Origin of the sequence: Pseudoalteromonas sp. MQS005, assembly GCF_001661605.1 — a bacterium.
GTDB lineage: Bacteria > Pseudomonadota > Gammaproteobacteria > Enterobacterales > Alteromonadaceae > Pseudoalteromonas > Pseudoalteromonas tetraodonis.
In genome coordinates this window covers 26,229-51,818 of record NZ_LYRQ01000011.1, presented here as the reverse complement: position 1 = coordinate 51,818, position 25,590 = coordinate 26,229, and the positions used below count along the sequence as shown (strand labels likewise).

The 25,590-nt window shown below is 41.3% G+C and carries 25 protein-coding genes and 9 tRNA genes; 26 read left to right on the top strand and 8 right to left on the bottom strand.

Annotated elements, in window-relative coordinates; genetic code table 11:
- The first annotated feature begins 2 nt into the window (after window positions 1-2).
- From ispE to A9479_RS05775, 14 genes are all read left to right on the top strand, one after another.
- A complete protein-coding gene (gene ispE, locus A9479_RS05840; RefSeq protein WP_064662919.1) occupies window positions 3-860 on the top strand; it encodes a 4-(cytidine 5'-diphospho)-2-C-methyl-D-erythritol kinase in 858 nt (285 codons plus the stop codon).
- Between the two features lie 86 nt (window positions 861-946).
- On the top strand, window positions 947-1,894 hold the full coding sequence (locus A9479_RS05835; RefSeq protein WP_008115168.1) for a ribose-phosphate pyrophosphokinase: 948 nt from the start codon (window positions 947-949) through the stop codon (window positions 1,892-1,894).
- Between the two features lie 149 nt (window positions 1,895-2,043).
- Window positions 2,044-2,658, top strand: coding sequence for a 50S ribosomal protein L25/general stress protein Ctc (locus A9479_RS05830; protein ID WP_013465331.1), 615 nt, complete (start codon window positions 2,044-2,046; stop codon window positions 2,656-2,658).
- A gap of 18 nt (window positions 2,659-2,676) precedes the next feature.
- The gene (gene pth / locus A9479_RS05825; RefSeq protein ID WP_008467968.1) at window positions 2,677-3,261 is read left to right on the top strand and encodes an aminoacyl-tRNA hydrolase; all 585 of its coding nucleotides are present in this window, start codon (window positions 2,677-2,679) and stop codon (window positions 3,259-3,261) included.
- A 53-nt stretch (window positions 3,262-3,314) separates the two neighbouring features.
- Entirely contained in the window at window positions 3,315-4,406 is a 1,092-nt protein-coding gene (gene ychF, locus A9479_RS05820) for a redox-regulated ATPase YchF (protein ID WP_008467970.1), read from the top strand.
- A 322-nt stretch (window positions 4,407-4,728) separates the two neighbouring features.
- Window positions 4,729-4,805, top strand: a tRNA-Met gene (locus A9479_RS05815).
- A 69-nt stretch (window positions 4,806-4,874) separates the two neighbouring features.
- Window positions 4,875-4,959 (top strand) — tRNA-Leu (locus A9479_RS05810).
- A 38-nt stretch (window positions 4,960-4,997) separates the two neighbouring features.
- Window positions 4,998-5,072: transfer RNA gene (locus A9479_RS05805), tRNA-Gln, on the top strand.
- A gap of 5 nt (window positions 5,073-5,077) precedes the next feature.
- Window positions 5,078-5,154 (top strand) — tRNA-Met (locus tag A9479_RS05800).
- Window positions 5,155-5,329: 175 nt separating this feature from the next.
- Window positions 5,330-5,414: transfer RNA gene (locus A9479_RS05795), tRNA-Leu, on the top strand.
- A 41-nt stretch (window positions 5,415-5,455) separates the two neighbouring features.
- Window positions 5,456-5,530, top strand: a tRNA-Gln gene (locus A9479_RS05790).
- A 179-nt stretch (window positions 5,531-5,709) separates the two neighbouring features.
- Window positions 5,710-5,784 (top strand) — tRNA-Gln (locus A9479_RS05785).
- Window positions 5,785-5,823: 39 nt separating this feature from the next.
- Window positions 5,824-5,908, top strand: a tRNA-Leu gene (locus A9479_RS05780).
- Between the two features lie 39 nt (window positions 5,909-5,947).
- A tRNA-Gln gene (locus A9479_RS05775) sits at window positions 5,948-6,022 on the top strand.
- Between the two features lie 124 nt (window positions 6,023-6,146).
- Here A9479_RS05775 and A9479_RS05770 read toward each other — a convergent pair.
- Complete coding sequence (locus tag A9479_RS05770) at window positions 6,147-7,328, bottom strand: FAD-dependent monooxygenase (RefSeq protein WP_064662918.1); 1,182 nt, start codon at window positions 7,326-7,328, stop codon at window positions 6,147-6,149.
- Window positions 7,329-7,584: 256 nt separating this feature from the next.
- Here A9479_RS05770 and miaB point away from each other — a divergent pair, with 256 nt between their 5' ends.
- The 5 genes from miaB to lnt are packed head-to-tail and all read left to right on the top strand — an operon-like array spanning window position 7,585 to window position 13,044.
- Window positions 7,585-9,030: a tRNA (N6-isopentenyl adenosine(37)-C2)-methylthiotransferase MiaB gene (miaB, locus tag A9479_RS05765; protein WP_008467975.1), complete on the top strand. Its 1,446-nt coding sequence runs from the start codon at window positions 7,585-7,587 to the stop codon at window positions 9,028-9,030.
- 54 nt (window positions 9,031-9,084) lie between these two features.
- On the top strand, window positions 9,085-10,143 hold the full coding sequence (locus A9479_RS05760; protein ID WP_008115160.1) for a PhoH family protein: 1,059 nt from the start codon (window positions 9,085-9,087) through the stop codon (window positions 10,141-10,143).
- A 4-nt stretch (window positions 10,144-10,147) separates the two neighbouring features.
- A complete protein-coding gene (gene ybeY, locus A9479_RS05755; protein ID WP_008115159.1) occupies window positions 10,148-10,606 on the top strand; it encodes an rRNA maturation RNase YbeY in 459 nt (152 codons plus the stop codon).
- 22 nt (window positions 10,607-10,628) lie between these two features.
- Window positions 10,629-11,513, top strand: a complete 885-nt coding sequence (gene corC / locus A9479_RS05750; RefSeq protein WP_013465334.1) for a CNNM family magnesium/cobalt transport protein CorC — start codon at window positions 10,629-10,631, stop codon at window positions 11,511-11,513.
- On the top strand, window positions 11,494-13,044 hold the full coding sequence (gene lnt, locus A9479_RS05745) for an apolipoprotein N-acyltransferase (RefSeq protein WP_197487241.1): 1,551 nt from the start codon (window positions 11,494-11,496) through the stop codon (window positions 13,042-13,044). Before corC ends, lnt begins: the two co-directional genes overlap by 20 nt.
- A 68-nt stretch (window positions 13,045-13,112) precedes the next feature.
- On the opposite strand, the gene A9479_RS05740 is transcribed toward lnt, so the two are convergent.
- The 3 genes from A9479_RS05740 to A9479_RS05730 form a co-directional block, all read right to left on the bottom strand.
- A complete protein-coding gene (locus A9479_RS05740; protein WP_064662916.1) occupies window positions 13,113-13,400 on the bottom strand; it encodes a 2OG-Fe(II) oxygenase in 288 nt (95 codons plus the stop codon).
- 287 nt (window positions 13,401-13,687) lie between these two features.
- Window positions 13,688-13,945, bottom strand: a complete 258-nt coding sequence (locus A9479_RS20070) for a hypothetical protein (RefSeq protein WP_231893547.1) — start codon at window positions 13,943-13,945, stop codon at window positions 13,688-13,690.
- A 17-nt stretch (window positions 13,946-13,962) separates the two neighbouring features.
- Window positions 13,963-14,538: a hypothetical protein gene (locus tag A9479_RS05730; protein ID WP_064662915.1), complete on the bottom strand. Its 576-nt coding sequence runs from the start codon at window positions 14,536-14,538 to the stop codon at window positions 13,963-13,965.
- Between the two features lie 147 nt (window positions 14,539-14,685).
- On the opposite strand from A9479_RS05730, the gene A9479_RS05725 reads away from it, so the two are divergent.
- The gene (locus A9479_RS05725) at window positions 14,686-15,210 is read left to right on the top strand and encodes a CIA30 family protein (protein ID WP_064662914.1); all 525 of its coding nucleotides are present in this window, start codon (window positions 14,686-14,688) and stop codon (window positions 15,208-15,210) included.
- A 56-nt stretch (window positions 15,211-15,266) separates the two neighbouring features.
- On the opposite strand, the gene A9479_RS05720 is transcribed toward A9479_RS05725, so the two are convergent.
- From A9479_RS05720 to A9479_RS05705, 4 genes are all read right to left on the bottom strand, one after another.
- A complete protein-coding gene (locus tag A9479_RS05720; RefSeq protein WP_064662913.1) occupies window positions 15,267-15,779 on the bottom strand; it encodes a hypothetical protein in 513 nt (170 codons plus the stop codon).
- Between the two features lie 140 nt (window positions 15,780-15,919).
- On the bottom strand, window positions 15,920-16,396 hold the full coding sequence (locus A9479_RS05715; RefSeq protein ID WP_008467995.1) for an FKBP-type peptidyl-prolyl cis-trans isomerase: 477 nt from the start codon (window positions 16,394-16,396) through the stop codon (window positions 15,920-15,922).
- Window positions 16,393-18,843 carry a Lon protease family protein gene (locus A9479_RS05710; RefSeq protein WP_050947019.1) on the bottom strand — a complete coding sequence of 817 codons (2,451 nt, stop codon included), beginning with the start codon at window positions 18,841-18,843 and terminating at the stop codon, window positions 16,393-16,395. The genes A9479_RS05715 and A9479_RS05710 overlap by 4 nt, the downstream gene beginning before the upstream one ends.
- A 55-nt stretch (window positions 18,844-18,898) precedes the next feature.
- A complete protein-coding gene (locus A9479_RS05705; RefSeq protein ID WP_016898941.1) occupies window positions 18,899-19,357 on the bottom strand; it encodes a hypothetical protein in 459 nt (152 codons plus the stop codon).
- 574 nt (window positions 19,358-19,931) lie between these two features.
- On the opposite strand from A9479_RS05705, the gene leuS reads away from it, so the two are divergent.
- The 6 genes from leuS to rlmH all read left to right on the top strand — a co-directional run bounded on the left by leuS (window position 19,932) and on the right by rlmH (window position 25,581).
- Window positions 19,932-22,520 (top strand): leucine--tRNA ligase, encoded by a 2,589-nt coding sequence (leuS, locus tag A9479_RS05700; RefSeq protein ID WP_064662912.1) that lies wholly within the window; start codon window positions 19,932-19,934, stop codon window positions 22,518-22,520.
- Window position 22,521: 1 nt separating this feature from the next.
- On the top strand, window positions 22,522-23,013 hold the full coding sequence (gene lptE, locus A9479_RS05695; protein ID WP_016898943.1) for an LPS assembly lipoprotein LptE: 492 nt from the start codon (window positions 22,522-22,524) through the stop codon (window positions 23,011-23,013).
- On the top strand, window positions 23,013-24,053 hold the full coding sequence (gene holA, locus A9479_RS05690) for a DNA polymerase III subunit delta (RefSeq protein ID WP_058154959.1): 1,041 nt from the start codon (window positions 23,013-23,015) through the stop codon (window positions 24,051-24,053). The genes lptE and holA overlap by 1 nt, the downstream gene beginning before the upstream one ends.
- A 10-nt stretch (window positions 24,054-24,063) precedes the next feature.
- Entirely contained in the window at window positions 24,064-24,693 is a 630-nt protein-coding gene (nadD, locus tag A9479_RS05685) for a nicotinate-nucleotide adenylyltransferase (protein ID WP_013465347.1), read from the top strand.
- Window positions 24,694-24,755: 62 nt separating this feature from the next.
- Window positions 24,756-25,073 (top strand): ribosome silencing factor, encoded by a 318-nt coding sequence (rsfS, locus tag A9479_RS05680; RefSeq protein ID WP_013465348.1) that lies wholly within the window; start codon window positions 24,756-24,758, stop codon window positions 25,071-25,073.
- A 37-nt stretch (window positions 25,074-25,110) separates the two neighbouring features.
- Window positions 25,111-25,581, top strand: a complete 471-nt coding sequence (rlmH, locus tag A9479_RS05675; RefSeq protein WP_002958522.1) for a 23S rRNA (pseudouridine(1915)-N(3))-methyltransferase RlmH — start codon at window positions 25,111-25,113, stop codon at window positions 25,579-25,581.
- Window positions 25,582-25,590 lie beyond the last annotated feature (9 nt).

Sequence of the window (25,590 nt, the reverse complement as noted above, 5' to 3'; positions counted from 1 at the left end):
CTATGTATACTCACTCTGAATTTTCGCTGATTGCCCCAGCTAAGCTTAATTTATTTTTACACATTAATGGCCGCCGTGATGATGGCTACCATGAATTAGAAACTTTATTTACGTTTTTAAATTATGGTGACGAGCTCCATTTTAAACTAAGCACGGATACTCTTATAAGTATTAGCGGCGACACCAATGGCATTGCGCTAACCGATAATTTGATTTACAAAGCGGCGTTATTATTACAAACCCACTGTAAAGTGGATATGGGTGCAAAAATAAATTTAACTAAACGCTTACCCATGGGGGGAGGTGTTGGAGGCGGTTCATCCGATGCTGCATCAACGCTTTTAGCTCTTAATACGCTTTGGAATACAGCCCTATCTTTAGATGAACTGGCTGATTTAGGCCTGAAACTCGGTGCTGATGTGCCTGTGTTCATTAAAGGTAAAAGTGCCATAGCACATGGCATTGGCGAGCAATTAGAGTGCCTAGAACTGCCGCCGAAGTGGTATTGTGTTGTCTTCCCAAATCAACATGTCAGCACAGCACAAATATTTACTCACCCAGATTTAAAACGTGATACACCAAAACTTTCTGGCGACTGGCAACAGCAAATTTTAACCAACGATTGTGAGCCTTTAGTGAAAAAGCTGTGCCCCGAGGTTGAAAAAACCCTGCAGTGGTTGCTAAAATACGCTCCATCAAAGATGACCGGAACAGGTTCATGTTGTTTTGTTGAATTTGCTAGCCAAGTTCAAGCACAAGATGTACTTGCTAACCTCCCCCATACTTGGCAGGGTTTTATCGCATCCAGCGTTAGTACCTCTCCTGCTCATACGGAGTTAGCCGCCATCATTGATAAATGAAGTAACGTACAAGTAATCATAAGTTAACCTACTTTGTTCACTCAATGTAAGTTAGTCCAAAAATTCAGTGCCTGAGGAACCCTACCGTGCCTGACATGAAGCTCTTCGCTGGTAACGCAACACCTGACCTAGCTCAAAAAGTTGCAAAACGTTTATATATTGAATTAGGCGATGCTGTTGTTGGCCGTTTTAGTGACGGTGAGATCAGTGTTCAAATTAATGAAAATGTTCGTGGCTCGGATGTTTTTATCTTGCAATCAACCTGTGCCCCTACTAACGATAACCTGATGGAACTTATCGTTATGGTTGATGCGTTACGCCGTGCATCTGCCGGTCGTATCACTGCTGTTATCCCTTATTTTGGTTATGCTCGTCAAGATCGTCGCGTACGTTCTGCCCGTGTACCAATTACAGCTAAAGTGGTTGCGGATTTCTTATCAAGTGTAGGTGTTGACCGCGTTCTTACGGTTGATTTACACGCTGAGCAAATCCAAGGCTTCTTTGATGTACCAGTGGATAACGTATTTGGTAGCCCTGTACTATTAGAAGATATGAAAAACCGCGACTTTGATGACGTGGTTGTTGTATCACCTGATATTGGTGGCGTGGTGCGTGCCCGTGCAATTGCAAAACTATTAAACGATACCGACTTAGCAATTATCGATAAACGTCGCCCTCAAGCTAACGTTTCTCAAGTAATGCACATTATTGGTGACGTTGAAGGCCGCGATTGTATTATTGTTGATGACATGATTGATACCGGTGGTACATTGTGTAAAGCCGCTGAAGCCCTTAAAGAGCATGGTGCTAAACGTGTATTTGCTTACGCTACTCACCCTATTCTTTCTGGTACAGCTGCAGAAAACTTACGTAACTCTGTGATTGACGAAGTGATTGTAACTGACTCAATTCCACTGTCTGACGAACTAAAAGCGCTTGATATTGTTAAAGTATTAACGCTTGCAGATATGTTAGCAGAGACTATTCGTCGCATTAGCAACGAAGAATCTATCTCGGCAATGTTTGAACACTAAAGTTAAACATTAATGAGTATAAAAGCGCCTTTTGGCGCTTTTTTTGTAAGCGATGTTTATTTTATAAACCCGCAGTGGTATGATAGCGCGCCTTTTGGCTAGGGACCTTGGTCGCAAAGGCCCTAACACTTTTAATTATTGGAGACATCATGTCTAACACAACTTATACTTATGACGCTGAACTTCGCGTAGAAACTGGTACTGGTGCGAGCCGCCGCCTACGTCGCGAAGACAAAGTGCCGGCAATCCTTTATGGAGCTGATAAAGAAGCGGTATCGCTTACTTTTGCTCATAAAGATATGATCAAAGCACAAGAAGACGAAGGCTTTTACACTCACATCCTTACATTAAATGTAGGTGGCGAGAAAGTTGAAGCAATCTTAAAAGATATCCAACGTCACCCTTTCAAGCCTAAGCTTACTCACCTTGATTTCCAACGTGTAGACGCAACTCATAAACTAGTAACTAAGGTTCCTTTACACTTCATCGGTGAAGAGAAAGTAACTAAGTTAGGTGCAACTGTTGTTCACCAGTTAACTGAAGTTGAGATTTCTTGTCTTCCTAAGTCACTTCCAGAATTCATCGAAGTAGACGTATCTGATCTTGTTGCTGGTGATTCAATCCACCTTACAGATCTTGCGTTCCCTAAAGGTGTTCAATCTGTTGAGCTTGGTAAAGGCGAAGGCCACGATCAGTCTATCGTTACTATCAAAGCTAACAAAGCAGCTCCAACTGAAGACGACGCTTCAGACGCTGCAGAATAATATTTAAGGTCTCGCACCTTGAATTCTATTCAAATGCTTGTGGGCCTGGCTAATCCAGGCCCCGAATACGCAAATACACGCCACAACGCAGGTGCTTGGTTCATTCAAGAACTCGCTGCACGCTACAACTGCACGCTAAAACACGACCCTAAATATCACGGCCTTACTGGCAAAGTGATTATTCAAGGCAAAGAATTCAAATTACTGATCCCCACCACTTACATGAACTTAAGTGGCAAAGCGGTGAGTAGTTTAGCCAATTTTTTTAAAATCCCCGTGGAAGACATACTTGTTGCCCATGATGAATTGGATTTAGACCCGGGCGTTGCTAAATTAAAAAAAGGCGGCGGACATGGCGGTCATAATGGCTTAAAAGACATTATTGCAAAAATGGCAAATCAAAAAGACTTTATGCGCTTACGCATAGGTGTAGGTCATCCAGGACATCGCGAAATGGTCACCGGTTGGGTGCTTGGTAAAGCAGCCAAGGACGATCAAGAAAAAATGGATGCCGCAGTTGATGAAGCAGTTCGTTGTATGGAAATACTTGCTAAAGACGGTGTGTTAAAAGCACAAAACAGACTACATTCGTTTAAACCCTAATTTTTGGGTATACGGTCGCACGTATTAAACGAATCTAAACAAGGTATCTTACTATGGGTTTTAAATGTGGCATCGTTGGCTTGCCTAATGTTGGTAAATCAACACTTTTCAATGCATTGACTAAAGCGGGTATTGAAGCCGCTAACTTTCCTTTTTGTACCATTGAACCTAATACAGGTGTGGTACCGGTGCCAGATCCTCGCCTAGACGAACTTGCTAAAATTGTTAACCCACAACGTATTCTTACAACCAGTATGGAATTTGTGGATATTGCAGGTTTAGTTAAGGGTGCATCGAAAGGTGAAGGCCTAGGCAATCAGTTTTTAGCAAATATCCGTGAAACAGATGCGATTGGCCATGTAGTTCGTTGTTTTGAAGATGAAAACGTTATTCACGTAGCGGGTACTATCGACCCTGCTGACGATATTGACGTGATCAACACCGAGCTAGTTCTTGCTGATATGGACAGTGCTGATAAAGCAATGTTCCGTAATGCAAAAAAAGCAAAAGGTGGCGATAAAGACGCTAAAGAGCAAAATGCGGTACTTGAAAAAGTAAAAGTGCATCTTGATGAAGGCTTAACTTTACGTTCTTTAGCGCTAACAAAAGAAGAAAAAGCAGCCATTGCGCCTATTAACTTCTTAACTATCAAGCCAACTATGTATATTGCTAACGTGGCTGAAGACGGATTTGAAAATAACCCACTACTTGATCGTGTCCGTGAAATAGCCGCCGCTGAAGATGCGGTTGTTGTGCCTGTGTGTGCAGCTATCGAATCTGAGCTATCTGAGCTTGACGAAGAAGACAAATTAGAGTTTATGGCTGACCTTGGTCTTGAAGAGCCAGGACTTAACCTTGTTATTCGTGGTGGCTATGAGCTACTACATTTGCAAACTTACTTTACTGCGGGTGTAAAAGAAGTACGTGCATGGACTATCCCAGTGGGTGCAACAGCGCCACAAGCAGCGGGTAAAATTCATACCGACTTTGAACGTGGCTTTATCCGCGCACAAACAATTGCTTTTGATGACTTTATTGCATTTAAAGGTGAAAGCGGTGCAAAAGAAGCAGGTAAAATGCGCCAAGAAGGGAAAGAGTACATTGTTAAAGATGGCGATGTAATGAACTTCTTGTTCAACGTATAATTAAACATTGCACCACGTTAAGTGGCTCATTGTTTTTTAAAGGCTCGTTTTTACGAGCCTTTTTATTTTTCAGCCGAATAAAAGTAATAATTAGTCTACCCTTACTATAGGCTTAGAATTCTAAGGCAAAGCCAAAATTACAATACAATGCTCACAAAGAGTGTTAAAAAAGCAACGTTTTAATTAAAAAGTAGCCGGTTAGCCTATTTTTCCTGCAAACAAACCAACTTAAGTGTTTTTTTGCAAAAAAGGTGTTGACGAATTTGGGGCATATCAGCATAATACGCCCCGCACTCAGCGATGAAGTGTTAACAAAAAAGATGGCTAAGTAGCTCAGCTGGTTAGAGCACATCACTCATAATGATGGGGTCACAGGTTCAAATCCCGTCTTAGCCACCATTTATTTTTTGTTGCTCAATGAAGAGTCTAAAATAACTACCATTTCTTTGATTAATTCAAAGTGATAATGCGGGAGTGGCGGAATTGGTAGACGCGCTGGATTTAGGTTCCAGTATCTTAGGATGTGAGAGTTCAAGTCTCTCCTTCCGCACCATATTCTTGATAGGAATTAAAACTATCAATTGTTATTGTTGGGATATCGCCAAGCGGTAAGGCACCAGGTTTTGATCCTGGCATTCCCAGGTTCAAATCCTGGTATCCCAGCCAACAATGGCTAAGTAGCTCAGCTGGTTAGAGCACATCACTCATAATGATGGGGTCACAGGTTCAAATCCCGTCTTAGCCACCATTTCTTTTTTAGAAGTGGCTCTGCAAGAGTTAAATTGCAACTCAATGAAGAGTTTAAAATAACTACCATTTCTTTGATTAATTCAAAGTGATAATGCGGGAGTGGCGGAATTGGCAGTTGTCTTGAATTAGACGCTGGATTTAGGTTCCAAAACAGTATTACCTGCATACTCGATGCGGGAGTGGCGGAATTGGTAGACGCGCTGGATTTAGGTTCCAGTATCTTAGGATGTGAGAGTTCAAGTCTCTCCTTCCGCACCATATTCTTTGATAAGAATTAAAATTATCAGCAATTTCTTAGTTGGGATATCGCCAAGCGGTAAGGCACCAGGTTTTGATCCTGGCATTCCCAGGTTCAAATCCTGGTATCCCAGCCAACTTCTTCTACCAAAGAATGTTGAATTAAGAAATACTCTGTTAGGAGTATAAACATAAATTTGTCGGAATTGGTAGACGCGCTGGATTTAGGTTCCAGTATCTTAGGATGTGAGAGTTCAAGTCTCTCCTTCCGCACCACATTCTTGATAAGAATTAAAATTATCAGCAATTTCTTAGTTGGGATATCGCCAAGCGGTAAGGCACCAGGTTTTGATCCTGGCATTCCCAGGTTCAAATCCTGGTATCCCAGCCAACTTCTTCTACCAAAGAATGTTGTATAAGAATAAGAACTGCGGGAGTGGCGGAATTGGTAGACGCGCTGGATTTAGGTTCCAGTATCTTAGGATGTGAGAGTTCAAGTCTCTCCTTCCGCACCATGTTCTTAATTAGAACTAAAACTCATCCAAATTTAGAGTTGGGATATCGCCAAGCGGTAAGGCACCAGGTTTTGATCCTGGCATTCCCAGGTTCAAATCCTGGTATCCCAGCCAATTTGCACACTTTTTTGATTGCCCCCCACACTAGCTTCAAAATCACTAATATTTTTACTTTTATAATCCAATACCACATTTTTTCAGATATAAAAAAAGACCCAAATTTGAGCCTTTTCATCAACTAACTAAGCTCACCACTTATTGCGTATTTTAATACCCAGTTTTTTACCGGCCCTGTATTATTAGCTAACTTTAAAAATGTGCTGCGCGCCCATTTTAATGGGGCTATTTGGTTTGAGAAACCAAAGTAGCAAGCATCCATCATACTCATCATTAATAAATTAGCGTTACGACGACTACGTTCGTACTCTTTAAGCGTTAGCGGGCAACCTACATCATCAGCTGTACGCAACACTTCAGCTAAGGCAGCCACATCTTGAAAGCCTAAATTAACGCCCTGTCCTGCCAAAGGATTAATGGTGTGCGCCGCATCACCCACTAAAACGAGTCGCCCTTGTGAATAATTATTAGCATGCTGCCTTGCTAGAGGAAATATAGCATGGCTTTGTACTTCAAAATCACCAGCGAGCTTGGGAAACTTTTCAATAATATGAGCTTTTAATGCGCTAGGTTGTAGGGCTTTAAATGCTTTGAGGGTATTTGCATCGTCATACCAAATTAAATTTGCATAAGGTGCTTGCATAGGTAAAAACGCAACAGGCCCTGTAGGTGTAAACTGCTGCCATGTTTTAACTTGTTGTGGTGCATCGAGCTTTATTAGCACGCCCATACAATGCTGCTGATATTGCCACCCAGTTATACCAATATTGGCTTTGCTACGTAATTGTGATTGCCCACCATCGGCTGCAATGACTAAATCAGCAGTATAGCTTTGTTCGTTATAGTGCAAGGTAATGCTATCAGGGTTTTGCTCTATTGCAGTTAAAGCCGATGAAGGATTAATCATTTCAATATTATGCTGCTCAAATTGCTGCCATAAGCTTGCTTGAATTAACTTATTCTCGATTAAATGACCTAAATGCGTGGTATTGATGGCATGGCAATCAAATAATAAATGATCGTTACCTCGCTCAAAAGCTTCTAATTGCTCATAGGGAGCGAGTCTATTTTCGCGCAGCAATGGCATAGCACCAAGCTGATCAAGCAGTTTTTCCGAAAAGCGGTTAATAGCTGATACACGTATATCAACTGCATCACTACTAAGCACTAGTGATGCATCTATTGGGTGTTTTTCAATAACACGTACGGCTTTACCTTGTTGCGCTAATTTAATAGCCATAGCGGCACCAACCATGCCGCCGCCTACTACAATTACATTATTTTTAGCCATGTTTTTCATCATTTTACTTCTGACTTAACTCTACTTTGATTGTATCGTAATTAGTTTGCTCTGTGTGAGCGCTTCGCTTAATTCTCTTATTAAACCCATACTATATTGATTTCAGATCACAAACATGAAATCTATACTTGGTTTTGAGCGTGTATCCAGCTAAAATACGCGTCCTTTAAGTCGAGCAAAATTTAATAATTGCGCCACTTATACCTGTTTCTAGCACATGTTTGTGCCACTATCGAATTGAACACGAGGCTATATTTCAATGAGCAAAAAGCTGCATATTAAAACCTGGGGTTGTCAGATGAACGAATACGACTCTCAGAAAATGGCTGATCTTCTAGATGCGACCAACGGCTATCAGCTAACTGAAGAAGCTGCTGATGCTGATGTTATATTACTTAACACCTGTTCAATTCGTGAAAAAGCGCAAGAAAAAGTATTCCACCAATTAGGTCGTTGGAAGTTATTAAAAGATGACAAACCAGACCTAATTATTGGTGTTGGCGGCTGTGTAGCATCGCAAGAAGGCGATTCAATTCGTCAACGCGCGCCGTTTGTCGATGTTATTTTTGGCCCACAAACATTGCACCGTTTACCTGAAATGATCAAACAAGTGCAAGGTAACAAAGGGTCATCAGTGGTTGATATTTCATTCCCAGAGATTGAAAAATTTGACCGTCTTCCTGAGCCAAAAGCAGAAGGTCCTTCTGCGTTTGTATCAATTATGGAAGGGTGTTCTAAATACTGTACTTTCTGTGTTGTACCTTACACGCGTGGTGAAGAAGTAAGTCGCCCTGTTGATGACGTGTTATTAGAGGTTGCACAGTTAGCCGAGCAAGGCGTACGTGAGGTTAACTTACTAGGTCAAAACGTAAATGCGTACCGTGGTGATACACACGATGGTGAAATTTGCTATTTCTCAGACCTTATCCGTTTAGTAGCCGCAATTGACGGGATTGACCGTATTCGTTACACCACTTCACACCCCGTTGAGTTTACGCCTGACATAATTGATGCGTATGCCGATGTGCCTGAGCTGGTTGATCACTTACACCTTCCAGTACAAAGTGGCTCAGATCGTGTTTTAAACTTAATGAAACGCGGCCATACTGCACTTGAGTACAAATCAACTATTCGTAAGCTACGTAAAATTCGCCCTAACTTAAGTATGTCGTCAGATTTCATCATAGGTTTCCCAGGTGAAAGCAAGGCCGATTTTGAAGCGACCATGAACCTTATCAACGATATTGGTTTTGATATGAGCTTTAGCTTTATTTACAGTGCACGCCCAGGTACGCCAGCGGCCGATTTGCCAGATGACGTAACCGAGCAAGAGAAAAAAGAGCGCCTGTACTTATTACAAAACCGTATTACACAAATGGCACAGCAAATTAGCCGCCAAATGTTTGATACCGAACAACGTATTTTAGTTGAAGGTCCTTCTAAGAAGAACCCAATGGAATTACGTGGCCGAACTGAAAACAACCGTGTAGTTAACTTTGTTGGCCCACACACAGTGATCGGTCAGTTTGTTGATGTACGTATTACCGAGGCACTACCAAACTCTTTACGTGGCGATTTAATTCGTACAGAATCAGAAATGAACTTACGCCGCGAAATTGCCCCTTCTGCTATTTTAACCAAAGCAGCGAGTGAGCAAAAAACCGAGACAGCTAACGAAATTGGCGTTGCTACTTTCGTACCTTAGTTGCAAAAATTCATTGTGCCAGTTAACGCTGGCGCACTGTAATAGGAAGTAATTTTGAGTAATCAGTTAAAAACATTAGAGATTTATTTAGAACCTGCCGACAACAAACGCCTTTCTTCATTATGTGGCCCGTTTGACGAAAACATCAAACAAATTGAACGCCGTCTAGGTGTTGAAATTATTCATCGTGATAACTTTTTTAAAGTAACCGGTAAACTACACAGTAGCGCCGGCGCGGTAGAGATCTTAAAAAACCTTTATATTGATACTCAGCCTGTCCGTGGGGAAATTGGCGAAATTGAGCCTGACAACGTCCATTTAGCCATCACTGAGTCTAAAGCGCTTGAGCAAGACACCTCAAGTAGCGCCTACGGCAAAGAAATGATGATTAAAACCCGTCGTGGCGTTATTAAACCGCGTAACGATAACCAAGGCTTGTATGTTGCTAATATTTTGCACCACGACATTACCTTTGGTATTGGCCCTGCGGGTACAGGTAAAACCTATCTTGCCGTTGCGGCGGCAGTTGATGCACTAGAGCGCCAAGAAATACGTCGTATATTGCTCACTCGCCCTGCGGTTGAAGCGGGTGAAAAACTTGGCTTTTTACCCGGTGATTTAAGCCAAAAAATAGACCCTTACTTACGCCCACTTTACGATGCCTTATTTGAAATGCTTGGCTTTGAGCGTGTTGAAAAGCTGATTGAAAAAAACATCATCGAAATTGCGCCACTGGCTTATATGCGCGGACGCACACTTAATGATGCGTTTATTATTTTAGATGAAAGCCAAAATACCACCACAGAGCAAATGAAAATGTTCTTAACCCGTATTGGCTTTAATTCTAAAGCGGTGATCACCGGCGACATAACCCAAGTTGATTTACCTCGTGGCGCGCGCTCTGGCCTTCGTCATGCTATTGAAGTATTAGATGGCGTTGATGAAATTAGCTTTAACTTTTTCAAATCGCATGATGTAGTACGCCACCCTGTGGTAGCACGTATTGTTGAAGCCTATGAGCGCAACGATGAACGTGAGCGCCTTAAGCGATTAGAGAAACAACAAGCTAAAGAAGCGCTTGCCGCTCATGAGCAACCTGCGACTAAAGAGTAATACCGTGAAAACAGAACTTGATTTACAAATAGCGTGTGAGTTTGACAACTTACCCAGCCTTGAGCAGTTTGCAATGTGGGCCGATAAAGTACTTAGCCAATACCGCGATGAGTCTGAGCTGACCATTGTCATTAGCGATGAAGCACAGTCGCAACAGCTCAATAATGACTACCGTGGTAAAAATAAGCCTACCAACGTATTATCGTTTGAATTTGAAGCGCCACCGGGCATTGATATCCCACTTGTGGGTGACTTAATTATTTGTCCAGCCATCGTTTTGGCTGAGGCGCAAGAGCAAGAAAAGTCATTTCATGACCACTTTGCCCATATGGTTATTCATGGATGCTTGCATTTACTTGGATTTGACCATATAAAGAGTGAAGATGCGTTAGAGATGGAAAGTATAGAAAAGCAATTACTTGCTGAACTAAACATAGCAGACCCATACCGGGACGATATTTAAATAAACGGAGCAATTAGACGTAATGAGCGACGATAACTCGCAATCTAGCCAGGGTTCTTCTGGCAGGACTTGGCTGGGCCGTATAACCCACATGTTGCAAGGGGAACCCCAGAATAGAGAAGAGCTGGTTGAGGTGATTGCCGATGCCCAAGAGCGGGATGTAATCGATCCTGAAACCAAAGAAATGATTGAAGGTGTGCTTGGTGTGTCTGAGCTTAAAGTGCGAGATATTATGATACCGCGCTCACAAATGGTCACTTTGGAAATTGATAGCCCGCTTGAAGAGCATATACCTATGATGGTTGACTCTACCCACTCTCGTTTTCCGGTTGTGTGTGAAGATAAAGACCATGTAGAAGGGATTTTACTCGCAAAAGACTTATTACCTCTCATTTTAAACAAAGATGAGCATTTACCATCGTTACGTGACTATTTACGTCCTGCTATGGTGGTGCCTGAAAGTAAACGGGTTGATACCCTGCTTAACGAGTTTCGTCAGCAACGCTACCATATGGCGATTGTGATTGATGAATACGGCGGCGTATCTGGTTTGGTCACCATTGAAGATATTCTTGAGATCATTGTTGGCGAAATCGAAGATGAGCACGATGAAGAAGAAGAACAACAAGATATTCGTCAACTAGCTAAACATGTTTACGTTGTGCAAGCACTAACCCCTGTAGATGACTTTAACGAGCATTTTAAATCAGGCTATAGTTCGCAAGACGCCGATACTATTGGTGGTACCGTATTGCATGCCTTTGGCCATATGCCGAGTCGCGGCGAAACCATTGATATAGACGGATTTCAGTTTAAAGTAACTAATTCTGATAACCGTCGTATATTACAACTGCAAGTCACCATTCCTAAGGCTGATGATAACGACAGTGAAGAAACTGCTAACTAGCCTCACCCTACTAGCAAAAGATAAAAAAGCATGGCTCGCACTGGTTGCGGGCCTTGTTTTGACTTTTAGCTACGCGCCTTTTGGTATTTGGCCAATTGTATTTTTTAGCTTGGCCGCATTATTTTATTGTATCCCTGCAAACCTCACTGGAAAAAACCACGCTAAAACCGCGGCTAAATATGGCTTTATATTTGGTCTAGGCTGGTTTGGTGCAGGCATTAGCTGGGTGCATGTATCTATTGCCACCTTTGGTGGTATGCCACTTATCGCTTCCATTTCGTTAATGGTATTGCTGTGCAGCTACCTTGCATTATTTCCTGCGTTGGCACTATGGGCAACCACTCGTTTTTCAAACGGCTCTATAAATTTTGCAGCGCTACTACTACCTTGTTTTGCGATTAGTGAGTATTTGCGAGCCAACCTATTAACCGGTTTTCCTTGGTTAAGCTTTGGCTATACACAAACCGACAGTCCACTTAATGCCCTTGCTCCTTTTTTTGGTGAATTTGGACTCACGCTATTATGTATTGCCATTGGTTTTGCATTGTACTGCTTAACCCAAAAACAATATAAAGTGCCTGCTATTACCGCTGCTGTGGTTGTTTTAGCTTTTGCAGGTGCACATTTTACAAAGGCACCCCATTACTCCAATAAAGACCTTTCTGTGCTGCTTGTACAAGGTAATATAAAACAACACTTGCGCTTTGACCCCAGTGAGTTTTGGACCACCATGAGTAAGTATCAGGATATGACGCGCCGTCACTGGGATGCTGATTTAATTGTGTGGCCTGAAGCCGCAGTCCCTGAAATAGAAGCCCTCGCTGATTCATATTTAGCAGGCTTAGACAGTGCCGCCTCATTTAATAAAACCGCGCTAGTAACGGGTATTGTCGATTACCAACGCGATACAAGAACCATTTTTAATACACTTATTGTGGTCGGTAACAAAGAGCAAAATGATGAACACGGCCACTATCGTTACTTAGATAGTAACCGCTATCAAAAGCATCAGTTATTGCCTATTGGAGAATTTGTTCCTTTTGAAGACATACTACGCCCCATAGCTCCGTTATTTGATTTGCCTATGTCGTCGTTCTCTCGCGGTGATAAAGTGCAAAATAACTTACGCGCGAATGGCTTTAATCTACTGCCCGCTATTTGCTATGAAATAGTCTTTGCCGATTTAGTGCGGGGTAACTACAAAAGCGACTCTGATTTACTATTTACCGTAAGCAACGATGCCTGGTTTGGTGATTCAATCGGCCCCCACCAGCATATGCAAATTGCCCGCATGCGCGCCCTTGAACTACAGCGCCCATTGGTACGTGTTACCAACAACGGCATAAGCGGTGTATATGACCCCATAAGCCAAACACGCCAAACTATGCCACAGTTTGAAGCTACTACTCTCAAAGCCAATATAAAGCTCATACAAGGGGATAGCGTGTATAGCCAATACGGCAATATGGTTGTGTGGGGAGTAATGGTGTTGTTGGGTATGATTGGGTTTGGGGTTAGGTTTAAGAAGTAAATTATAGCTGATAACTATTAGTGGTCACCTATCAGTAAGAGAAAGGTTGCTCTCGTATCTTAGCAAATCTATTTTTTAATCCAGCCTATGCTTAAAATATAACGACTGCCCTTTTCTATTTTTGATACTTGGTGTTGTTCTATATCAGGCCTGAACAGCTTAACTCGGTGGTAATTGATAATTGGGTTGTCACAAATAAACTCACCGCCTTCTTCCGCATGTTTTAGCACAATATTAAGTCTAAAGTGCTTACCAGTTCTCACTTTATCGGTATGCGGTTTTATTTCACTCCCTTGTGGGAATTTAATTAAGTAGGCATCAAACTTAAGCGGAGCGAAAATACGGCAGAGTAGCATTTTGTCGTAGCCTGACTTTTATCGCCCACGCTCCCAACTAAATAACTTATTTGGCATCTATAATTACTCTAAAAAAACTCGAATACATGCTCTAAAACCACTTAATTTTAAGCTTTGTCGAGTGAACTTTACTTGCTTGTGATCTAAATAAATTGCATTTGATATCAACATAGCTAATTTGGTTAGGCTCTAGAAAGCTGTCTGTGCTTTTGCCTACACAGTTACCAATAAACTTGCCACTTTCGTCAAATGTAGAAGCAATAACGGTTCCCGTATAAATGCTCTCATCAGTAATATTTTTTTATTTCAGCCGCTATTCTTACTTGACCATTTTCTTTGTATATTTCAGAAAGAGTAAGTTTATAGTCATTATTAAATTCATCACTGGTTTCTAATGCTTTATTAGAAACCATTGTTTTGAATCCATTGTCAACATCAGCGGCGATCGTCAGGGCGAACACACTAATACCACCAAGCATTGCTATTACAAACCCAACTCCCCAAAAAAAGCCTTTTATACTCTCGTTAAAATTATTATTTTTCATTTAATTCCCTTTCGTTTTTACCATTGTATTTCGTTAACAAGATAGCCAAAGTAACTTTTTTCGCCGACTAAGTTCACTTTTGTATTTTTAAGTTTTAAAAGCTTGTGCTTATCTAAATACCACCTGATGGTATGCTGTTTGTTTGTAGATATATCTGCAAAGAGTAAACGAACGCAATTCGGCTCATAATCGCTATAACAAGCCTCAGACTCAACTAAGATATATTCTTCAGACCAATAATCGCCTAAATGATAATGCGCCCATAGTTGAATCAGCGCACAAATGACAGCCCAAAGATATGCATACAGCAAAATAGGTATCATAATGATACTTAAATATTTAAGGATAACCCCTTCTTGATCAAAGTAAGTATTAAACTCTTCTTTTGCATTTGGCGTTTTTATTAAATGAAATAGAAAGGCACACACTAAAGAAATAGTAATAAAGCCTAAAACCCAAAAACTTAAAAAGTCATAAAAACGGTTAGGGATAAAGGAGGGGTCGATTGAAGTGTACCACTCATAAAGACCAACAGGCGCGATCATCATAACAATAAATGCTATGATAACGAGAATCACAGGCTTTTTTGTCATATAAATTAATATCCTTATATTTTATGACGTCTTTAATTTGGTCAGTATTTTAATCAAGGATTGCCTTATCCCAGTATTAAAATAATTATGTGAACAATTATTACATCAAAACGTATTATTGTTAATAATGGTTTTAAGGAATTACTCATGACCGCCAAACAACTCTCATCACTTTTCGTTTTTAACTTACTGTTTGCCACAACCGAGGCAAACGCCAATGCTCGCTGGTATGTAGTGAATGATTCGGTGATGGGTGGCATTTCTAATAGTCAGGTTTTGTATGAAAACGACAATTTAGTGTTTACAGGCAATGTATCGCTTGCAAACAATGGCGGGTTTGCTTCTATTCGAACGCTATTGGATGTACAAAGCCAAGACATCACTAAAATTATGCTACGTATTAAGGGCGATGGTCAAACCTATCAATTACGTTTAAGAACCAATGAGTACATGGATGGTGCGGCTTATACCCGCTCGTTTAGTACCACGAAAAGTGAGTGGCTTAATATTGAGTTTTTACCTGAAGATTTTCAGCTTACTTATCGCGGCCGTTTACTTGAACAACAGCCTACAATTAACTTTAAAGATATAAAGCAGCTTGGCTTTATGATTGCAGGTAAACAGGCGGGAGAATTTAGGCTTGAGGTTGAAAAAATTGAGTTTAAAAACTAACTTTTCTGCGTACATTACAAGGTTAAATAACCTGAACTAATACAGTTAGACTTTGGTTAAATAGTAAAGTCGTCGCCTCGCCTTTTCATTTCGTTGATTACTAGCTCAATAATTTGTTGTTTTATTGCTGCCTGCTGTGACTTTACCTCACTAAGTTGCAGCTCCAATCTATTTATCTCTTCTTGTTGTTGCTCGGTTTTATACTTTTTAGCTCCCATATGCTCAGCATCCATAGTTAAGCGACTATCGCCTTCAGCTGGCCCATATTGGCTATTATCTATGGTTAAACTGCGTTGTACCGTACTCTGCTTAAGCTTATTTACTTGCTCTTGTAATGCAACTACTTGCTGGGTGAAATACTTATATGCCTTTTCTAAATTTTGATATTGCTCAGCAAATGTTGCGTTATCTTCGCTGTATTTTTGAACCTTAGCATCTAAAAACTCTGATAAAACATAGTCAGGCTCTTCCTCTGATTTATCATCAATGTGTTGCTGTTCTGATTCTATTAAAGGCTGATTGTTATAATTAGATGCTTGATATTGAATTGAGGCGGTTGAAATCTTCATTATTTTATCCCTAAAATGAATTTGTCACTATTTTAGGTATCGACTGATATTTTAAATTCTTGAGTAGGATTGGCTAATAAGAGTAAATAAAAAAGCCCTACTTGATTAAAGCAGGGCTTAAAGTATTTTTTACCTTAAAATTACGACTCAATAGCCAGTAATTCCACCTCAAAAATAAGCAATGACGCAGGAGGTATACTCCCTACCCGCTTTTCACCATAGGCAAGCTGGTGCGGTATATAAAACTGAAATTTATCGCCCGGGCTCATCAGTTGCAGACCCTCAGTCCAGCCTTTTATAACTTGGTGCAAGCCAAAGCTAATCGGAGTTTTACGCTCCACTGAGCTGTCAAATACAGTGCCGTCGATTAAAGTGCCGTGATAATGCACTTTCACCATACTCGTTGGGCTAGGTGTATTTTCGCTATCCCCTTTATGGATTATTTTATATTGCAAGCCAGACGCGGTTTCTTGAACGCCTTCTACCTTTGCATTGGCAATTAAGTAATCACTTTCAATTTGCGCATTAGCGATTGCTTGCTGCTTGGCTTTTTTACTGTTTTTAAAAATCAAAACGCAAAAAATAGCGATAACAATCAGTAAAATAATATTGATCATAACTCCCCTTTTTCATCTTCTGAGTCGTCTTTATCGTCGCTGTTATCGCCGTTAACAATATCAGCAATATCTTTTAATCGTGCTAATGCAATGCCATTCACTGAATCTTCTGGGTACTGCTCATCAATCATGTCACCCGCGTCAATATCCATTAGTAAGTTTAGCGCTTGGTCAACTGTTTCAACGGCGAAAATATTAAATTTACCCAGTTCAACCGCATTCAGTATTTCATCATCAAGTACTAAGTTAACTTGGTTTGATTTTGGAATAATAACGCCTTGCTCGCCCGTTAAACCACGCATTTTACATAGCTTAAAGAAGCCTTCTATTTTTTCATTTACGCCACCGATTGCTTGCACATCACCATGCTGATTAATAGAGCCGGTTAGTGCAATAGATTGGCTTATTGGTAAACTGGTGATCGCCGATATTAGCGCACAAAGTTCAGCAAGAGAGGCGCTATCACCATCTATATAGCCATAGCTTTGTTCAATGGCAATATTCGCACTGAGTGTTAAGCTAAAGTGTTGCGCATATTTGTTACCTAAATAACCGGTAAGCAGCATTACCCCTTTTGAGTGAATTGCTTTACCCAGCTCAGCTTCGCGTTCCACATCAATAACGCCATCAGCACCCGCATAAACAGTGGCGGTAATGCGTGCAGGTGTACCAAACGAAGTATCACCAATGTGCAGTACCGTTAAACCGTTTACTTTACCTACGGCTTGCCCGTCGGTCGCAATTAAGGTGTGGCCTTCTTTTATATCGCTGAGCATATTTTCACTAATTTGCCCTGTACGGTATTGTTTGCCTTCAATCGCTTCGTCAATATGGCGAGCATCAATCACCGTCAGCTTATCTTGCTTAGCGTAAAAACTAGCCTCAGCCACAAGCTCTAGTACATCAGCAAAACGGGCTGAGAGTTTATTATGGTGCTCAGCTTGGCGATAACTAAACTTAAGCAATCGCACCATTGCTGATTCGTTTAACGTGCACTTTAATGTTTGCTCGCAGTAATCACTGACTTTAGTAATAAACTGATACTGCAGCTTATCGCTGCTTGGTAAGTAATAATCAAAATCGGCAAGTACTCTAAATAACTCAGCAAATTCTTCGTCGTATTCACCGATGGTGTAATAGAGTTCACGTGAGCCGAGTAAAATAATTTTCACATCAAGCGGTATTAACTGCGGGCGAAGCGTAAAGCTACTGCCAACTACACTGTCTTGATAAGGTAAATCATTTTTTATTTGATGCGTTTTTAGCGACAGCTTTAGCCCATCCCACACTTGGGGTTGAGCCATTACTTTTTCAGCATCCATAATTAAATAGCCGCCATTCGCGCGGTGCAATGCACCTGGTTGAATTGATCGATAGCTGGTAATTAACGACCCTTGCGATGTTGCGTATTCAATTTTGCCAAAAATATTACCAAAAGTGGGGTTCGGCTCGTAAACAACCGGTGCCGCATCGCCTTCTTTATATTCGACCAAAATATTAGGCGCAAAAAAGTCGGTAAGCATGCCTTTACGATCAAAGTCTTCTTTGTTTTCTTCGCTTTCACCTTCATCATCAAGCCATTCAAGGACGGCATCAATAATTTCTACACGTATATCTTTTAAATAACGCAGTACACCAATATGGCTGGCATATTTATGTTCTAAATCTTTTAATAACGGTTTAGTGGCTTGCTCAGCAGTAGACTTTTTAAGGTTGCGGAGCTTTTCTTTCGACTCGCGTTTCCAGCGCGGTAACTCAATAAGCGCCTCAATGAGGGCATCTTCTAATTTTTCTATACGCTCAAAAAACATCTCGCGTAAGTCATCTTCAAGATCAGAAAACTCATTATCGGTAAGTTGTTTACCATCAATCAGCGGTGCAAAGCCGACTACGCCTTTTTCTTCAATTAGTGCCACACTTTGTTCAAGTGCTGCTATTTCTACCGCGGTAATTGCGCCGTCGTAAGCATCATTAAATTCACGGTCTATCGATTTTTTCTTACGCTGATAGGCTGGGTTATCAAATGCAGCAGGAAAAGTGTCGAGTACTTCATCAATAAATGAGTCAATATCATCGGCTAATTGTTTGCTTTGCCCTGCATGCATAAATAACGCAATAGGCTCACGGTGATCGTCGTAGTTATTAACATACAGCCATTCATGCGGTGTTGTGCGCTCTTTAGCGTGTTGTTTTAATTTGTCTTTTACTAAGGTAAAACGCCCGTGTGCCGCCTCTCCCATCACGTAAACATTATAACCGGGTAGGTCCATTCCTAAAGAGAAGTCCAATGCACTTTGCGCACGTTGTTGACCTATAAAGGTAAGTTGCTCAGGGTATGGATTACTCATACAAGTGTTTACATGGCTCGATGAAATACTCGGTGCAAGATTTGATACGGGTAGTGGCAGCAATTTTTTCGTCATTCTAACTTCTTTTTTTACCAGCATATTCGCTAGATTTTGGACGTATTGAGTGGCTATATAAGCCACTCAATATTCATATTTAAGGTTGTAAAGCCTGGCGGCTAAAATAGATGCCATCACACTGTGTACACGGAATAATTTGCGTTGCATGATAAACATCGTAACTATGGTTGCAATTCTTACATACTAATGTGCCCATGGCTATCCATTCACCTGCGTGATAAACACCATTATGCTTAAAATCTTCACTTAATGACTGCCATTCAAGTTGTGTTTTGTCTTCAATATGAGAAAGCTCAAACCACAATGACTCTTTAAGCTCCTGCCATGCAAGCGAATTATAGTAGTTGTTATTTTCTTGTAGATGAGAAATGTCACGCATTAGGTAATTACGATAAAGATAATATTTTTCTTCACCTAAATCTTTAAGTGCCTGCTCGGATTCAATAAATCGCTTTACTGCTGCTTTAACTTCATGCTCTTTTACATCTTTTAACCAATCGGTTAAATCGCTTAGCCATGCTCTGTAATCTGCCATTTTTTACTCCTTCAAAATTGTGAGGGGACTGATATTTATACGGCGCTATTAGCTGTTGATAAAAACAACACCATACAGGCTTTGTTTAGGGTCTGTTGACCTTTTAAGGTTAAATTTGCAGCAGTCTGTTTGGTATTTAGGCAAGGCAGAGCCTATGTGGTGTGGTTATTCCCCATAAATAGGCGATAACGCAGCATCAATGCCAAACAGGCGCTGCCCGAAGGGTTCTGCCTAGGGGTGATTTACTCTTTGTTGCTCGGTTTTTACTTAGCCCACTAGGTTACAAACCTCGCGTCGCGATTAAATCGCCCCTAGTTTGAACAAATTGTAATCCACAAAGATCAACAGACCCTAGCTTAAACCTCAAATACTTGCGTGTAAACTTAACTAAAAAGATTAACAAACGCTAAGTTAAAACTGACTCCTAACATAGATAAGTATAGGTTAACCTGCACTGAAAACTAATTTAGCGGCAAATTTATAAAAAGCGCCGCTTTGGCGCTGTGAATAACGCTTTATTTGGGGTATCCTATCGACAATTTTTTATTAGTATGCAAGAAGTTTGGAAACGTAAATGCAAGAGCAATATAACCCACAAGACATAGAGTCAAAAGTCCAACGCTACTGGGAAGAAAACCAAGTATTTAAAGTCACAGAAGACGAGAGCAAAGAAAAGTACTACTGCCTCTCAATGTTTCCTTACCCAAGTGGTCGACTGCATATGGGTCATGTGCGTAACTACACCATTGGTGACGTGGTTTCTCGCTTTCAGCGCTTGCAAGGCAAAAACGTAATGCAACCTATGGGTTGGGATGCGTTTGGTTTACCTGCAGAAAACGCGGCTATTAAAAATAAAACAGCCCCTGCAAAGTGGACTTACGAAAATATTGATTACATGCGTAACCAGCTTAAGCAATTAGGGTTTGGCTACGACTGGGATCGCGAAATTGCGACGTGTCACCCAGAATATTATAAATGGGAACAATGGTTCTTCACTAAGCTTTACGAAAAAGGCCTAGTGTACAAAAAAATGTCAACGGTTAACTGGGATCCTGTGGATCAAACAGTATTAGCTAACGAACAAGTAATTGATGGTCGTGGTTGGCGTTCAGGCGCAGTAGTAGAACAAAAAGAAATTCCACAGTGGTTTATTAAAATTACCGACTATGCTCAAGAGCTATTAGACGACTTAGACAAACTAGAAGATTGGCCTGAGCAAGTTAAAACTATGCAGCGCAACTGGATTGGTCGCTCTGAAGGGTTAGATATCGAGTTTACGCGTACCGACAATAACGAAAAATTTAGTGTATACACCACTCGTCCAGATACATTTATGGGCGTGACATACCTAGCCGTTGCCGGTGGCCACCCAATCGCGCAAGAAGCGGCTAAAAACAACGACGCGATTGCGATGTTTGTTGAAGAGTGTAAAAACACTAAAGTTGCTGAGGCGGATATGGCAACCATGGAGAAAAAAGGCATTGCAACGGGCTTTTACGCCACGCATCCATTAACGGGCGAGCAAGTGCCTATTTGGGTTGCAAACTTTGTATTGATGCATTACGGCTCAGGCGCGGTAATGGCAGTACCAGCGCACGACCAACGTGACTTTGAATTTGCCACCGCTTACGGCCTCGATATTAAACAAGTTATTGCCCCTGCTGAAGGTTCTGAGCTTGAAGTAAACCTAAGCAAAGAAGCATTCACCGAAAAAGGCGTACTGGTTAACTCCGGTGAATTTGATGGCCTTGATTTTGAACACGCCTTTAACGCTGTTGCCGACAAACTAGAAGCATTAGGTGTAGGTGAGCGTAAAGTAAACTTCCGTCTTCGCGATTGGGGCGTAAGTCGCCAACGTTACTGGGGCTCTCCAATCCCAATGTTGAGCGATGAAAACGGTAACGAGCTTGCTGCCACTGAAGATATGCTCCCTGTGCGTTTACCAGAAGATGTGGTAATGAATGGTGTTACATCGCCAATTAAAGCCGATCCGAATTGGGCTAAAACAACTGTAAACGGTGTACCCGCTACTCACGAAACAGATACTTTTGACACCTTTATGGAATCATCGTGGTATTACGCTCGCTACTGTAGCCCACGTCATGACGAAGGCATGTTAGACCCTGCAGCCGCTAACTACTGGTTACCAGTAAACCAATACATCGGTGGTATTGAGCACGCTATATTGCACTTATTATATTCGCGCTTTTTCCACAAATTATTACGTGACTTTGGTTTAGTTAATTCAGATGAACCATTCGACCGCTTACTTTGTCAAGGTATGGTACTTGCTGAAACATTTTATCGTAAAGATGAAAAAGGTGGCGACATTTGGATTTCGCCAAGTGATGTAAACACCGAAACCGACGACAAAGGTCGCGTAACTAAAGCATGGCATAAAGATGATGGTGAACCGGTGTTCTCATCAGGCATGAGCAAAATGTCTAAGTCGAAAAACAACGGTATAGACCCACAAGAAGTTATTGCCCAATACGGTGCAGATACAGTACGTTTATTTATGATGTTTACTGCACCACCAGAGCAAACACTTGAATGGTCAGATTCAGGCGTTGAAGGCGCACACCGTTTCTTAAAGCGTGTGTGGAAATACGCAGTAGATGTTAAAACAGTAGGTTACCAAGCACTTGATAAATCGGCGCTTACTAACCCACAAAAAGTACTACGTCGTGAGCTACACAAAGCAATCGCAAAAGTGAGCGATGATGTAGAACGTCGTCAAACCTTTAACACCGCTATTGCCGCAATTATGGAGCTTTCTAACAAGCTATTAAAAGCGCCATTAAGTGACACACAAGATGTTGCCATTGCTAACGAGGCACTGGAAGCATTAATAATTATGCTGGCACCTATTACACCGCATTTATCGCATCAATTATGGCAAGACCTAGGTAAAGAAGGTGATATTTTAGATGCGGCATGGCCAAAAGTTGACGAATCTGCTCTTGTTGAAGATGAAAAACTAATCATCGTACAAGTAAATGGTAAGCTGCGTGCAAAACTAACAGTGGCAGCTGATGCTACGCAAGAGCAAGTAGAAGCTTTGGCATTTGCCGAGTCTAACGTGACTAAATTTACTGATGGTGCAACGATACGAAAAGTTATTTATGTACCAGGTAAATTACTTAACGTGGTAGCTAACTAATATGGCTGCTTTAAACGCCATTAAAAACGGACTAGCCTTAGTGCTAGTCTGTTTTTTGTTATCGAGCTGTGGCTTTCATCTTAAAAAAGCATCAAGCCTACCCGATGATTTAAAACAGCTAACGCTTGTGGGGGATGATCAAAAATCTGCTTTATTTAGCTATTTGCAAAGCGAACTGGCTATGAGCGATGTCACTTTAGTGCCTGCAAGTAAACAATCAGCGCAGCTTTATTTATTTAAAGAACAATTAGAGCGTCAAACCTTATCGTTGTTCCAAAATGGACAAGTAGCTGAGTACGAACTGGCATACAGCGTAAGTTATGTAGTAAAACGCCCGAAACAAAAAGCCATCGAAAAACGCTTTGAGTTATACCGTAACTACCAAGACGATCCAGATAATGCACTAGCAAAAGCAAAAGAGCTTGAGCTGCTAATTAGCGAAATTCGCCAACAAGCGAGTCGTCGTATTGTTAGAGAGTTGTCGCAACTATAATGCGTTGTTATGCAAATCAGCTATCGAGTGAATTAAAAAAAGGCTTAAAACCTTTTTATTTGGTTTTTGGCGAAGAGCCTTTTCAAGAAGCGCAATGTGTACAGCTCATTCGCGACACGGCAAAGGCACAAGGATTTGATGAAGTAATTAAATTCACTTTAGCTCAGGGCTTTGATTGGCAAGAAATAATCGCGCAATACCAAAGTATGTCGTTGTTTAGCGCGCGCACTATTATTGAGCTTGATTTAAACCAGCAAAAACCGGGGACACCCGGCGCAAACACCTTTAAAAAAATAGTAGAGCTTGAAAACCCTGATACGATCTTAATCGTAAAAGGCGCTAAGGCCAGTCAAGATGTTCAGCGCGGCGCGTGGTTTAAAGCACTTGATAAGCATGGGTTATTTGTACCCTGTTACCCACTTAGCGGAAATCACTTAAAGCGTTGGTTTGATGAGCAGTGCCAACGTTTGTCACTAAATATTCAAAACGAGGCCAAACTCAGTTTAATTAATGCCACTGAAGGCAACTTACTTGCGTGTTACCAAGAGCTTGAAAAACTAGCATTAATACACGGTGACGCTCTGATCACGCAACAGCTGGTGATGCAAGGACTACTAAACCAAGCTAAGTTTGATATTTTTGATTTAAGTGATGCGCTTTTAAACGGCCACACCGCTCAGGCTATAAAAGTACTTAACAAACTTGCCAGTGATAACACTGAGGTTGTGAGTATCTTATGGGCCATTAATAAAGACCTTAATACATTATTGAGTGTGCAGCAGGGATTATTGCAAGGTGAGTCATTAGCAACCTTATTTAAACAAAAAGCTATTTGGAAAAATCAACAAGCGCCAGTACAAACAGCCATTAACAGGCTAAACATTCATACCCTAGAGAATATTAGCAGTGAACTGGCATTGTTTGATGCAAGTTACAAGCAAGGTGCATTGATTGCCCCTTACCAAGCATTGGCGCATATTTGCATTAAGTTCTGCCAACCGCTCGATATTCCACTTCCCTGCCATAGTAACCGTCAGTAAAGGGAAATACATGATTGCAATTTTTGGTGGTACTTTTGATCCCGTTCATTTGGGACACCTTAATATGGCGCAGCAATGCGTTGCGACCTTTAAATTACACTCACTCTATTTTATGCCCTGTGCAATACCTGCGCACAAAGCGGCACCGGGGATCAGCACCGAGCATCGTATAGCAATGCTTAAAGCCGCAATTACACCTTATGCGCCGTTCAAACTTGATTTACGAGAACTGCAACGCAGCGGCCCGTCGTATTCTTTATTAAGTTTGCAAGAGCTAAGAGCAGAAAACCCCGATACCCCTATTTTATTTTTAATTGGCATGGACTCATTCAACAATTTCGATAAATGGTATCAATGGCAAACAATAACTCGCCTTTGTCATCTGGTGGTGTATCAACGCCCTGGCCAAATTTGTGATACACAGGGTGAACTTAAATGCTATCAACATAACGCTGTTACCACTGATATTGCCTTGCTGCAAAAAACAAATGCCGGACACCTTTACTTTTTAGAGGGGGAACAGCTGGATGCCGCATCCAGCGAGATCCGTCAAGCCCTTAAAAAAAGTACTAAAAAGAGTGAACTATTACCCGACGCCGTGAGTCACTATATTAAGCAGCACCAGCTTTATCAAGAGTGATTGGTATAAACCCCTCAGCGTGTTAAAATAACCGCTATTAAATTTTAAATTGAGACAAAACCTTGGATTCGAAACAACTACTCGCTTTTGCACTAGACAAAATTGACGATATGAAAGCACGTGATGTGATTCAACTTGACGTAACTGGCAGCTCAGACGTAACCGATTACATGATTGTATGTTCAGGCACATCAAGACGTCATGTATTGTCAATTGCTGATAACTTAGCAAAAGAAGCTCGCCACGCTGGTGAAGAGCCATTAGGGTATGAAGGCCAAAGCGATGGTGAATGGGCACTCGTTGATTTAGGTGATGTGATTGTTCACGTTATGCAAGATCAAGCACGTAGCTATTACGATCTAGAAAAGCTTTGGGGCTAATTGCTCCCTATTTTAGACAACGCTTGGAAGTAACGTCGTGAAAATACAAATGATTGCTGTTGGTACAAAAATGCCAGCATGGGTAGAGACAGGTTTTGCAGAGTATCAACGCCGCTTTCCCAAAGATATGGCATTGGAACTCATTGAGATCCCTGCTGGTAAACGTGGAAAAAATGCCGATATAAAGCGTATTTTGCACATTGAAGGTGAAAAAACCTTAGCCGCCATACCTAAAGGCAATCGTATTGTCACACTAGAAGTAACCGGTAAAGCACTGGATACTCATCAACTAGCGAAAAACATGGAAAAGTGGCAACTAGATGGTCGCGATGTCAGTTTATTAATTGGCGGACCTGAAGGCTTAGCCCCAGAGTGTATTGCTGCCTCTGAGCAAAAATGGTCGTTATCAAATTTAACGCTCCCACACCCTTTAGTACGCATTATTGTTGCTGAAAGCCTCTACAGAGGCTGGAGCTTAAATAACAACCATCCTTATCATCGCGAGTAGTTTCTTGCC